This is a genomic window from Lancefieldella parvula, from assembly GCF_963530955.1.
GTDB classification, from domain to species: Bacteria; Actinomycetota; Coriobacteriia; order Coriobacteriales; family Atopobiaceae; genus Lancefieldella; species Lancefieldella parvula_A.
The window spans coordinates 1-12097 of sequence record NZ_CAUSFQ010000035.1 but is presented as its reverse complement, the minus strand read 5'-3'; the positions used below and the strand labels follow the sequence as shown (position 1 = coordinate 12097).

The following is a 12097-nucleotide window of genomic DNA, read 5'->3' as shown; positions in this document are numbered from 1 at the left end:
TGGGAAGTCTACCATCACCAAACGTTGCACTTGCTTTGAGAATTCAAGCCTAAAAATGTAAAAGAATCGGTGGATTTGCCTGATTTTGTCAAAGAATCTGTATTCAAAATACAGATTCTTTGCACTTTTTAGGCGCGCATGCTGTTATGGTGCGCCTGGCAAGAAACCCCGTGCACTCCCCGCCGGCGCTTCGCGCGCTTGACCTGCAAGTTTGCCCGCACACGACGCTGTCTCCGCACAAAAAACCGGTGTCCACCTGCGTGAACACCGGTCTGACTTGCATGTTATGTGGAGCTCGGAACCCCGCGCGCCGCAGCTGCGACCTGCGCTTACGCGAAGCGCTCGACGCCGTCCTTGGAGACGCGCGCAAAGAACAGCGGCTCCAACTCGGGAGCGCTCTCGCCAAAGACCAGAGCCTCACGGAAGATGCGCTCGCCCTCGTCAAGACGGTTTTCGTCGCCGGTCAGAAGCGTTGCAATCACATCGCCCTTCTCGACATAATCGCCGGTCTTGCGCTCAAGGATAATGCCAGCCGCTGGGTCAATTGGATCACCCTTCTTCTCGCGACCGGCGCCCAGAGCAACGGAGGAAATACCCACCAGCTCAGCGTTCATGGAAGTGATATATCCGCTGGTCTCAGCCACAATATCGCGACGGAATGGCGCAGCTTCAAACTTGGTGGTGTCAAAGATGACCTCGTCGGTGCCGCCTTGAGCCTTAACCATCTGGGCCAGCTTAGCCAGGCCTTCGCCGTTTGCAATCTGCTGGCGAGCCAGCTTGCGGCAGTCCTCAACGCTCCCCTTACCTGCGAGGTTAAGCATGTTTGCAGCAAGTTCAACGCAGACATCGGTCAGATCCTCAGGACCCTCACCCTTAAGCGTGGCCACTGCCTCGATGACCTCGAGGGAGTTGCCTACGTTTTTGCCCAGAGGACGGTCCATACCAGTAATCAGCGCTGCAGTGGTACGGCCGACGTGCTCGCCGATGGAAACCATGGCATCTGCCAGCTCAATTGCGGAGTCGACGTCCTTCATAAAGGCGCCAGAACCACACTTAACGTCCAGCAAAATGCAGTCGGAGCCGGAAGCGATCTTCTTGCTCATAATGCTCGATGCAATCAGAGGCACCGAGTCAACGGTTGCGGTAACGTCGCGCAGTGCGTAGAGCTTCTTGTCTGCGGGGACAAGATTGCCCGTCTGACCTGCGACGGCAACGCCAATCTCGGAGACCTGCTTGAAGAAGTCAGGCTCGGAAATCTCAATGGAAAGTCCTGGGATTGCCTCGAGTTTGTCCAGCGTACCGCCCGTGTGACCCAGGCCGCGACCGCTCATCTTGGCAACCTTGACGCCCAGAGACGCAACAATTGGAGCCACTACCAGCGTGGTTTTATCGCCAACGCCGCCGGTAGAGTGCTTGTCCACCTTGATACCAGGAATTGCCGAGAGGTCCATCATGTCGCCGGACTCAGCCATTGCCATGGTCAGGTGAGCCGTCTCGTGCGCAGTCATGCCCTTGTAGAAAATGGCCATCGCCAGCGCTGAGGCCTGATAATCGGGAATATCCCCAGCTACATAGCCCGAGACAAAGTAATCAATCTCGGCGTCGGTAAGCTCGCCGCCGTCGCGTTTCTTTTCAATCACGTCGTACATGCGCATAGTCGAACCTCTTTTCGCTGTTCGCGTTCGTTGCCGTTCGCGGCGCCGTCAGGCGCGTTCGTTACTGTTCGCGGAACTCTCTAGTAAAAGAGCCGGTAGCGAGAAACTCTACCGGCTCGCAATTTCATGCAACCTACCAGGTTATCTGCACCCGAAAGCGCGGGCTGCTTGATACCGCAGCTTACTGGTTGCCTCCACCGTGCTCGCCGCACCCGCAAGCGCAGGCTGCTTGACACCGCAGCTCACTGGTTGCCTCCGTCGTGCTCGCCGCACCCGCAACCACAACCGTGGCCGCCCGCACCGTGCTCGCCCGCAGCGCCCTTCACGGCATCGTCGCACGATGCACCTGCAGGGCTGGATTCGCCCAGGTCCTCGGGACCAAATCCCATAGGCAAGATATCCTGGAGCAGATACTCGCGAGGAGCTGCGTCTGCCTTGCCCAGCACAATGCGGAATGTTGCAGGATCGCACCACTCGCGAATAACCTGCCTGCATACACCACAAGGAGTGCACCAAGCTGTTGGAGCCTCTCCCTCAGGACCGCCAACAACCGCAATGGCCACAAAATCTCGGCGACCTTCAAACACCGCGCGGAAAAACGCCGTGCGCTCGGCGCAGTTAGAAGGCGTGTACGCAGCGTTTTCTAAATTGGCGCCACCGTATACCGTGCCGTCGGAGCACAAAAGCGCAGCTCCAACAGCATAGTGAGAGTACGGTACATAGGCGTGGTTGCGCGCCTCAATAGCAAGCTGAACAAGAGCCTCGTTAGAAACGTGGCAAGAACCCTCTACCTCTGCCATTATGCACGACTTCCCTTGATGTATGGCACACCGTCTGCCTTAGGTGCAACGGACTTACCAACAAAGAGGACCAGCGTAATGATGGTGATGAAGTATGGAAGCATTGCAATGATCTGGCTTGGGATTGGAGTTGCACCGCCACCAAGAAGAATTGCCAGTGCCTGAGTAAAGCCAAAGAGCAGACAAGCTGCATAGGTGTTCAGAGGCTTCCACTTACCAAAAATAACCGCTGCCAGTGCAATAAAGCCTTGACCAGAAATAGCGGTCTGAGTGAACTGAGAAATAATTGCCAGCGTTACAGAAGCGCCGCCAAATCCTGCAAGAACACCAGAAACAATAACGCAGAGGTAGCGAGTCTTACGAACGCTAATGCCCAGCGTCTCGGATGCGTGTGGATGCTCGCCAACGGAGCGAATACGCAGGCCCCACTTGGTGCGATACAGCACAAACCAGACGAGAAGGGCGGTTAAAAGTGCAAGCACCACGGTAATGTCTACGTTCAAGCTGGAATAAGGTGTGTCGTTAAAGGCACCCTCACCAAAGAGCTTTGGGAGCTTGGTGACTGCCGGAGACATTGCAGCGCCATCAAACAAAAGACGGCAGGCAAACAGAGCAATGCCAGGTGCCAGCAGGTTAATTGCAACACCAGAAACTGTCTGGTCAGCGTTAAAGGTAATAGATGCCATGGCGTGCAAAAGCGCAATAAGACCGCCTGCAATACCTGCACAAAGGAAGCCAATCCAAGGGTTTCCGGTGAGGTAGCTGCCCGCAACGCCTGCAAAGGCACCAACACCCATCATGCCCTCAATACCAATGTTGACAACACCGGAGCGCTCGGAGACAACGCCGCCCAGAGCACCAAAAATAAGAGGTGTCGAGTACATGAGGGTAACGGAAACAAGAAGAATCAGGTTAGTGAGCATTGTTTGCCTCCTCCTGAGAAGGGTTGGACGCATCACTCACTTGAGCAGCAAGCTTTGCCTCTTCTTCCTTAGCCTTCTGGGCACGCTTGTGATCAAGACGGTCGGCAAGCATTGGAATAACGCCACCCAGAGCCATAAAGAACACGATGGTACCAATAACAATGTTGATAATCTCGGAAGGTGCACCAACAGTCTGCTGAACAGTCTGGCCACCATAAAGAAGACCAGCAAACAGGAAGGATGCAGGAATACATGCCACAGGATTGCAGTTGGCGATAAATGCAACGGACAGACCGTTAAAGCCGTTGTTCTCAAATGCTGCCAGCGTTGCAATACTGTGAGGAGCAATACCGGTGATAGTTAGAGCGCCTGCAAGACCGCAGAGTGCACCAGAAATAGCCATGCAGAGCGTAAGATTTTTCTTAACATTGATGCCGGTAAACTGTGCAGCGTCGCGGTTAAAACCAACAGCACGCATCTCATAACCAACCTTGGTGCGCATAAGCAGCCAGCCAATAAAGATAGCTGCGATAATAGCAACAAAAATACCAATGTTTACATCGGTACGCATAATAGCGTCGCCAATAACAGGAATATTGCGAATTGCCTCAGCACCGTCCTCGGAATTCTTCATGCCATAGAACAGTGTGGTGTAGCCAGACTCGTTAATGGAGTATGAAGAAGTTGAGTTTGGCTGGTGGAACTGTGGAAGAGAAACCACAAAGTTGCAGAGGTAAAGGCTGATCCAGTTAAACATAATGCTGGTAATAACCTCGTTGATGCCAAACTGAGCCTTAAGCCATCCAATAATGGCACCAATACCTGCGCCGCCTGCGGTACCAACCAAAACAACTACAGGAATCTGCAGCACAGGAGGAAGATCAAGACTGCAGCCAACAATGACGGCGAGGATAGTACCTACAATGTACTGACCCTCAGCGCCAATGTTAAAGAGGCCAACGCGGAATGCAAAAGCAACAGCAATACCCGTAAAGAGCAAAGGTGTTGCCTTAATAATGACGTTAGAAATGTATTTTGGCTTACCTACCATGCCGCCAATAAGAGCCTCAAACGAGCTGATAGGGTCATAACCTGCAACAACCAAAATAATAGAAGCGACCAACAGGCCAACAAAAATAGCAACAATTGCTGACGTAATGGGCTTTCTCATTATCTTTGTAAGCGTACTCACTCGGCGTCACCTCCTGCCATCAGCAGGCCAGCCTGCTCTTCAGTGATAGTACCTTGGTCAAACTCGCCAACATTCTTGCCGGCGTAAATAATTGCCATCTTATCGGCAACGTCCATAATCTCGTCCAGCTCAAAGGAAATCAGCAAAATTGCTGCTCCACGGTCCCTCTCGCGAATAAGCGCTTTGTGGACAAACTCAATGGCACCAACGTCAAGACCGCGAGTTGGCTGAATGGCAATGAGGACGTCTGGGTTGGAAGAAACCTCACGGGCAATAATAACTTTCTGCTGATTGCCGCCGGAAAGTCCCACTGCCTGATGCTCTGCGCACTCTGCAGGACGAATATCAAACTCGTCAATCAGCTTCTGGGAGAATTCTTTTATCTTTGCCAGGTCAAGTGCAATGCCCTTACCAAAGGTCTCCTCGTTGTGGCGCTCAAGCACCATATTCTCGGCAACCGTAAAGGGCAGAACCAGACCCCAACGGTGACGGTCTGAAGGAATAGTGGCAACTGCGTGGTCAATGACCGTTTTAGGGGTTGTGCCCTGAATCTCTTCACCTTTAACGGTAATGGTGCCCGACTCAGGTTTGACCAGTGCGTTTATGGCATCGGCAAGTTCTTTCTGGCCGTTGCCGTCAATGCCTGCAAGACCAACAATCTCGCCGGCACGAATATCCAAATTAAAACCGTTTACCTGCTCAATGCCACGCTCGTCCTTGACGTGGAGGTCCTTAATAGAAAGAACGACCTCACCAGGAGTTGCTGGCTTCTTTTCAACATGTAGGTTAACGTTTCTACCCACCATAAGTGTTGCAAGCTCGGTCTCGGATGTCTTGGAGACATCAACGGTGCTCATGTACTTGCCGCGACGAATAATAGTGCACTCGTCAGCAGAAGACATAATCTCTTTAAGCTTGTGAGTAATAACAATGATGGTTTTACCTTTGCTTACCAGGTCATGCATGATCTGAATAAGCTTCTCAATCTCCTGCGGTGTAAGAACTGCCGTAGGCTCATCAAGAATCAGCGTATCAGCACCGCGATACAAGGCCTTTAAGATCTCAACACGCTGCTGCATACCAACAGAAATGTCTTCAATCTTGGCGTCAGGGTCTACGTCAAAGCCGTATTCCTCAACAATCTCCAGGACCTTCTCGCGAGCTCGCTTTGGATCAAGGACGCCACCAGCCTTGGTGACCTCGTTGCCCAAAACAATATTTTCTGTAACAGTAAAGTTCTCGACCAGCATAAAGTGCTGGTGAACCATACCAATACCGTGAGCGATAGCATCGGTTGGGCCAGATATGGATACACGCTCTCCGTTGAGGTAAACCTCGCCCTCATCAGCAGAATACAGGCCATACAGTACGTTCATAAGCGTACTTTTACCTGCACCGTTCTCTCCTAAAATGGCGTGGACAGTTTGCTTGCGCACGTTAAGGTCTACGGCGTCAAGAGCTTTAAACGATCCAAAAACTTTGGTAATGCCATGCATCTGAACAGCGTAATCCGAACTGACTTCCACGAGCCACCTCCTTTACACACTTGCTAGAGGTGAGGAGTGCCAAAGAGCACCCCTCACCAGCAAATCCAAACTCATCAACCTCTTGGGCCTGTCAGACGGCAAAACCATCTAGCGAGAAACCCTAAGGCTTAGAAACTAAGTCAGAGCTTAGCTCAAAGACTTGACGTACTTGTCCAGGTCGTCCTTGCTTGCAGGAGGAACAACGGAGCCAGCCTTGATCTTGTCGAGAAGGTCAGTAGCTGCCTTGTAGGTGTCCTCACCCATGAGGTGGTGATCCTCAGCAATTCCGACAGCGTCCTCGGAAGCGCCCAGGGAAACAGTAGTGCCACCCTTCTGGCCGTCCTTCAGGATCTTCTCGGAAATCTCAACGATAGCAACGTTAACGCGCTTAAGAGCAGAGGTCAGGACGTTCTCTGGAGCAAGATATGCCTGGTCACGATCAACGCCGATAGCAAGCTTATTTGCGTCCTTAGCTGCCTCAATAACGCCGGTTCCTACGCCGCCTGCAGCGTGGAAGACAACGTCGCAACCATCGGAGTACATGGAGTTAGCAATAGCCTTACCCTTTGCTGCGTCAGAGAAGGACTCTGCGTACTGTGCAGAAACCTCAACGTTGGTGCCCTTTTCCTTGTTTGCATAAGCAACGCCGCCGCGGTAACCATACTCAAACTGGTCGATAAGTGCGGAAGAAATGCCGCCAACAAAGCCAACCTTGCCAGTCTTTGTGGTGCGAGCAGCAATGTAGCCAACAACAAAGGAAGGCTCCTGAGCACGGAACATAACGCCGGTGAAGTTGGAAACCTGAGACTCGTTGCCGTTGTCAATGATGGCAAACTGGGTGTTTGGATTGTCCTTAGCAGCCTTAAGGGTTGCGTCTGCCATAGCAAAGCCAACGCCCCAAACAAGGTCGGACTCTGCGTCAACAGCCTTATCAAGGTTGGTTGCATAATCGGAATCCTGCTTGGACTCAAGGTAGCTGACATCCCAGCCGTTCTTGTCCTTGAGCTCGGTCATGCCCTCCCAAGCGGACTGGTTAAAGGACTGGTCGTTAACACCACCAGTGTCGGTAACCATGGTGAGCTTCTTTTTCTTCTCACCTGATGCCTTCTGGCCGCCGTCGTCCTTCTTGGGGTTGTTGCAGCCTGCAAGACCTGCGAGTGCTGCAAATGCGCCAGCGCCGGTTGCGCCGGTCACAAAACTACGACGAGAAACGTTCTTGTTCATTCCGTGCTCTCCTTACCTCATGTGGCGGGAACGTCCAGCTTTAGTGCTGGATCTTTATGAGAAGTTGACCAAACTCCCCTAACTTAAGCGGAAAATCCGCATGGTTCCAAAACAAACAGCAATAGAAAACTGCTGATCTGCAATGCTTTACGCAACAAGTGCCTTAAGCAACAACAGAAAGAGCAACCTCCATCATCTGTGTGAAACTAGTCTGACGCTCTTCAGCAGTAAGTGCTTCTCCTGTAAGAGGCAGGTCAGAGATAGTTAGCAGCGTAAGCGCATGCTTATGAGCGTGCATGGCGTTGAGATAGAGAGCTGCCGACTCCATCTCAACGGCAAGAACATCCATGCTTGCCCATTTGGTAAGCGAGTTGTCTACGGTATAGAACACATCGCTTGCCAGAATATTACCAACGCGAACGGGATAACCCAGCTTTTCTGCACCAGCAACAGCCTTGCTCAACAGGCCAAAGTCTGCGGTAGGTGCAATGGTTCCAGGCATTCCGTACTGTGATGGATAATTAGAATCAGTGCTGGAAGACATGCCAATAACAATGTCTCTGAGCTTTACCTCAGGAGAAAGGCCGCCAGCACTACCAATACGGAGGATGTTATCAACTCCGTAGAAATTAAAGAGCTCGTAAGAATAAATACCAATGGAAGGCATACCCATACCAGAACCCATAACGGAGACAGGCTGTCCCTTGTAGGTGCCGGTGTAGCCAAACATGTTGCGAACGGTGTTGAACTGCTCAACGTTCTCCAAATACGTGTCTGCAAGAAGCTTTGCGCGCAGAGGATCTCCTGGCATCAGGACAGTCTTAGCAATCTGGCCCTCAACAGCAGCGTTATGAGGAGTTGGGGTAGTAGCCATTAGTTCTCCTTAAGAATCTCTGACAGGTGAGAAGTTCCAACACCAAGTTGCTCAACGCCAAAATAATCAAGGATTGTCTCGGCCATGTCGGCAAATGTGGTGGTTGTACCAAGGTTGGTGTTTGGCTTGACCTTTGGACCCGTGATAAGCAGTGGCACGTACTCACGAGAGTGATCAGTAGATGGTGTTACTGGGTCGCAGCCATGATCTGCGGTAATGATAAACAGGTCATCCTCACGAAGGCCCTCAATAATCTGAGGAATACGCTCGTCAAAGTACGAGAGAGCGTTGGAGTATCCCACAGGATCATTGCGGTGACCGTAAATCATGTCAGTATCAACAAGGTTGGTGAAGCACAGACCGTTGAAGTCTTTGCTGGTAGCCTCAATAGTCTTCTGAATTCCGTCTGCATTGCAGGTAGTAAACTCAAACTCAGTCATGCCACGGTGAGCAAAGATGTCATAAATCTTGCCAATAGAAAGAACGTCAAAGCCGTTCTCTTTAAGGCGGTCAAGCATAGTTGGACCTGTTGGCTCAAGCGAGAAGTCATGACGGCGAGAAGTGCGCTGGTATGGCCACTCCCCCTCAAAAGGACGAGCAATAACGCGAGCAACACCGTGCTCACCCTGAAGAATCTCGCGTGCAATGCGGCAATATTCATAGAGTTTCTCGGGACTTACCACGTCCTCATGAGCAGCAATCTGGAAAACAGAATCTGCTGAGGTGTAGACAATCAGAGCACCAGTCTCTACGTGCTCTTTACCAAAGTCTCTAATAACATCGGTTCCGGAGTAAGGCTTGTTGCAGAGAACCTTACGGCCCGTCTTCTGCTCAAACTCCTCAATGACCTCCTGTGGAAAACCATCAGGATAGGTTGGGAACTTCTTTGGAGAAATGACGCCTGCCATCTCCCAGTGACCAACCGTAGTGTCTTTACCAGCGGATTTCTCCTGCATGCGAGCATATGCGCCCACAGGAGACTCAATTGGCTTCAGATCAACGTCATACACGGTATCAAGCGCGCCATCAATATTAAGAAGGCCCAGCTTTGTCATATTTGGAATATTAAGAACGCCACTTGTTGCGCATGCACAAAGGGTATTACTACCCTCGTCTCCGTATGCCGCTGCATCAGGCTCTTCGCCGATGCCAAAACTATCAAGAACAACTACAAAAACACGTTTAGGCATGCTACCTCCTAAAACGCCCGAAACAAGCATTTGCGCACGATACATACGCAAGCTAACTTATGTGGACGAGTCATTACTATTCATTAAATATATTATTACAGTTGCATAACACCGACGCCCAATTTAAAGAGATTTTCACGATACAACCGTTTGCAGATACTAAAATTCTGTAAACGGTACGCAGCAAATGCTTAGAAAAATCAAGCAGGTAAAACCAATATGGCGAGAAAATCGTTGAGCTCACCAGGGAAAAATTTAATGAATTCATTCTTTACAGACTCTAGCTGCTGTCTTATCGTTGTCTAAAGCAAGATTTAAGCACTAGCTTAAACAAGATAAGCACCTGTTTAGAAGTTTTTATATAAGCACCTGTTTAGTCGGATTCTCTTTTTACTGCTAGGAGACCTGATGCTCACCAATAGAGAACAGATGATTTTCAACTGGATTAAAGAGCAACCTTCCATTACTCAGAAGGAAATTGCAGAGCGTGCAGGTATCTCACGTTCTTCTGTTTCGGTTCACATCTCCAACCTTACCGCAAAGGGCGCAATTCTGGGTCGTCGCTATATTTTGAGCGAGCGTCCCTACATCATTGTTATTGGCGCTGCTAACATGGACATTGCTGGTCGCCCAGACTCTTCCCTTGTAGCAGGAGACTCCAACCCTGGTAAAGTCACCATGTCCTTTGGTGGTGTGGGTAGAAATATTGCACACAACCTAGCCCTTCTCGACGGTGACGTTCGTCTGCTCACCGCCTTTGGCGAGGACTATCGTGCGCGCGAGCTCAAAGAGGGCTGCCTGGATTGCGGCATTGACATCGATGCTTCTATTACCGTGCCGGGCGCTTCCACTTCCACCTACCTCTTCATCATGGACGAGTATGGTGAGATGCAGGAAGCCATCAATGACATGCAGATTTACGAGTATGTCACCCCTGAGCGCATCGAGGAGCGCCTGGATGTTATCCAGCACGCCGCAGCTTGCGTAATTGATACCAACCTGCCTCAGCAGACCATCGAGTTCATTGCCAAAAACGTGACCTGCCCCATCTTCTGCGATCCCGTTTCTTCCATCAAGGCACAGAAACTCAAGAAGGTTCTGAGCAAGATTCACACACTCAAGCCAAATCGCCTTGAAGCCGAGATGCTCTCGGGCATCAAGATCACCGACGATACCTCCCTTGAAGCCGCAGCTCACGAGCTGCTTGCAACAGGCCTCAAGCGCGTGTTTATCTCCCTTGGCGAGAAAGGCCTTCTTTGCGCTGATCACGAGAAGACCGTCCATTTGCCACTGCTTCCTGCAAAGCTCGTCAACATGACAGGCGCAGGAGATGCCATGATGGCGGGTATTACCTGGGCGTACACTCAGGGTATGACGCTTGAGCAGACTGGTCTGGTAGGCATGGCTGCTTCCAGCATGGCCGTTGAGGGTGAAAACACCATCAACGGTGAGCTCAACGTTGAAGAGGTTATCAAGCGCGCAGGTATTTAGCGCGTCTGCGCGGCACAGCGCGTTTACACAGCGCGTCTGCACGGCACAGCGTGTCTGCACGGCACTACTTTCGGTTCCATTAGTCGTTTACGATTGGAGTATATATGTCAAACCTGAAGGATTTTCTCGTTGTATCTGACGAGGTCAAAGAGGCACTTGAGCAGAACAAACCTGTTGTAGCTCTGGAGTCCACCATCATTTCTCACGGTATGCCTTACCCACAGAACGTCGAGACCGCTCTGAAGGTTGAGCAGATTATCCGCGACAACGGTGCAATTCCTGCAACTATCGCAATTATTAACGGCCAGATGCGTGCCGGTCTTTCCGCTGACGAGATTGACTACCTGGGCAAGAAGGGCCGCGAGGTTGCTAAGGTAAGCCGCCGCGACCTTCCTGTTATCATCGCTGAGAAGAAGGACGGCGCAACTACCGTCACTACTACCATGATGATTGCTCACATGGCAGGCATCGACGTCTTTGCAACCGGCGGTATTGGTGGCGTTCACCGTGGCGCTGAGACCACCATGGACATCTCTGCTGACCTCGAGGAGCTTGCACAGACTCCTGTTATGGTCATTTGCGCTGGTGCAAAGTCCATTCTTGACCTTGGCCTTACCCTTGAGTACCTGGAGACCAAGGGTGTTCCTGTACTTGGTTACCAGACCGAGGAGCTTCCTGCGTTCTACACTCGCAAGAGCGGCTTTAGCGTTGACTATCGCGTTGACTCCCCTGCTGAGCTGGCAGAGATCTTCACTACCCAGCAGCAGATTGGCATGAACAGCGGCCTTCTGGTCACCAACCCAATTCCTGAGCAGTATGCAATGGATAAGGACACCATCGACGCAGCTATCGAGAAGGCCCTTGCAGAGGCAGAGGCAAACGGTATCCACGGCAAGGAGTCCACACCATTCTTACTGGCAAAGGTTGCTGAGATTACCGGCAACAACTCCCTTGAGTCCAACATCCAGCTGGTCTTCAACAACGTTGCTCTTGGCGCAAAGGTTGCTGCTGAGGTCTGCAACCGCAAGTAAGTACGCGTACGCGCTGCGTAAGCACTACGTAAGTACACGTGCGAACGCCGCGTAAGCATCGCATTTCTTTTGGCCCCAACGTCGTTTTGAACTGCCTCCTATTTCTTATGTCCAAGAAATGGGAGGCAGTCCATTGTGCGGGTGATTATGATTCTGCAGCGCGTTAACGTTGGCTTTTAGCCCAGCGTACA

10 protein-coding genes are annotated in these 12097 nt (G+C 51.3%); 2 read left to right on the top strand and 8 right to left on the bottom strand.

All coding sequences use genetic code 11. The features are described 5' to 3' along the window. Nucleotides 1-329 precede the first annotated feature (329 nt). From RWJ43_RS03720 to RWJ43_RS03685, 8 genes are all read right to left on the bottom strand, one after another. Entirely contained in the window at nucleotides 330-1655 is a 1326-nt protein-coding gene (locus RWJ43_RS03720; RefSeq protein WP_314007914.1) for a pyrimidine-nucleoside phosphorylase, read from the bottom strand. Nucleotides 1656-1897: 242 nt separating this feature from the next. Next, on the bottom strand, nucleotides 1898-2455 hold the full coding sequence (locus RWJ43_RS03715; protein ID WP_314007911.1) for a cytidine deaminase: 558 nt from the start codon (nucleotides 2453-2455) through the stop codon (nucleotides 1898-1900). Further along, nucleotides 2455-3378, bottom strand: coding sequence for an ABC transporter permease (locus tag RWJ43_RS03710; protein ID WP_035432466.1), 924 nt, complete (start codon nucleotides 3376-3378; stop codon nucleotides 2455-2457). The genes RWJ43_RS03715 and RWJ43_RS03710 overlap by 1 nt, the downstream gene beginning before the upstream one ends. Beyond that, entirely contained in the window at nucleotides 3368-4570 is a 1203-nt protein-coding gene (locus RWJ43_RS03705) for an ABC transporter permease (RefSeq protein ID WP_314007906.1), read from the bottom strand. The genes RWJ43_RS03710 and RWJ43_RS03705 overlap by 11 nt, the downstream gene beginning before the upstream one ends. Then, entirely contained in the window at nucleotides 4567-6096 is a 1530-nt protein-coding gene (locus tag RWJ43_RS03700; protein WP_314007904.1) for an ABC transporter ATP-binding protein, read from the bottom strand. The genes RWJ43_RS03705 and RWJ43_RS03700 overlap by 4 nt, the downstream gene beginning before the upstream one ends. Nucleotides 6097-6243: 147 nt before the next feature. Beyond that, nucleotides 6244-7320: a BMP family ABC transporter substrate-binding protein gene (locus RWJ43_RS03695; RefSeq protein ID WP_314007901.1), complete on the bottom strand. Its 1077-nt coding sequence runs from the start codon at nucleotides 7318-7320 to the stop codon at nucleotides 6244-6246. 163 nt (nucleotides 7321-7483) lie between these two features. After that, nucleotides 7484-8194 carry a purine-nucleoside phosphorylase gene (gene deoD / locus RWJ43_RS03690; protein WP_314007899.1) on the bottom strand — a complete coding sequence of 237 codons (711 nt, stop codon included), beginning with the start codon at nucleotides 8192-8194 and terminating at the stop codon, nucleotides 7484-7486. Next, nucleotides 8194-9384, bottom strand: coding sequence for a phosphopentomutase (locus RWJ43_RS03685; RefSeq protein ID WP_035432453.1), 1191 nt, complete (start codon nucleotides 9382-9384; stop codon nucleotides 8194-8196). The genes deoD and RWJ43_RS03685 overlap by 1 nt, the downstream gene beginning before the upstream one ends. Nucleotides 9385-9792: 408 nt before the next feature. Between RWJ43_RS03685 and RWJ43_RS03680 the strand changes: the two genes are divergently transcribed. Together RWJ43_RS03680 and RWJ43_RS03675 are read left to right on the top strand one after the other, a co-directional pair. Continuing rightward, on the top strand, nucleotides 9793-10875 hold the full coding sequence (locus RWJ43_RS03680) for a PfkB family carbohydrate kinase (protein ID WP_314007895.1): 1083 nt from the start codon (nucleotides 9793-9795) through the stop codon (nucleotides 10873-10875). A 104-nt stretch (nucleotides 10876-10979) separates the two neighbouring features. Continuing rightward, nucleotides 10980-11906, top strand: coding sequence for a pseudouridine-5'-phosphate glycosidase (locus RWJ43_RS03675; protein ID WP_035428532.1), 927 nt, complete (start codon nucleotides 10980-10982; stop codon nucleotides 11904-11906). Nucleotides 11907-12097: the final 191 nt, after the last annotated feature.

Bases quoted from the DNA above. Each gene is read 5' to 3' on its own strand.
- RWJ43_RS03720 (WP_314007914.1), bottom strand. From the start codon at position 1,655: ATGCGCATGTACGACGTGATTGAAAAGAAACGCGACGGCGGCGAGCTT.
- RWJ43_RS03680 (WP_314007895.1), top strand. From the start codon at position 9,793: ATGCTCACCAATAGAGAACAGATGATTTTCAACTGGATTAAAGAGCAA.
- RWJ43_RS03715 (WP_314007911.1), bottom strand. From the start codon at position 2,455: ATGGCAGAGGTAGAGGGTTCTTGCCACGTTTCTAACGAGGCTCTTGTT.
- RWJ43_RS03685 (WP_035432453.1), bottom strand. From the start codon at position 9,384: ATGCCTAAACGTGTTTTTGTAGTTGTTCTTGATAGTTTTGGCATCGGC.
- RWJ43_RS03695 (WP_314007901.1), bottom strand. From the start codon at position 7,320: ATGAACAAGAACGTTTCTCGTCGTAGTTTTGTGACCGGCGCAACCGGC.
- RWJ43_RS03675 (WP_035428532.1), top strand. From the start codon at position 10,980: ATGTCAAACCTGAAGGATTTTCTCGTTGTATCTGACGAGGTCAAAGAG.
- RWJ43_RS03710 (WP_035432466.1), bottom strand. From the start codon at position 3,378: ATGCTCACTAACCTGATTCTTCTTGTTTCCGTTACCCTCATGTACTCG.
- deoD (WP_314007899.1), bottom strand. From the start codon at position 8,194: ATGGCTACTACCCCAACTCCTCATAACGCTGCTGTTGAGGGCCAGATT.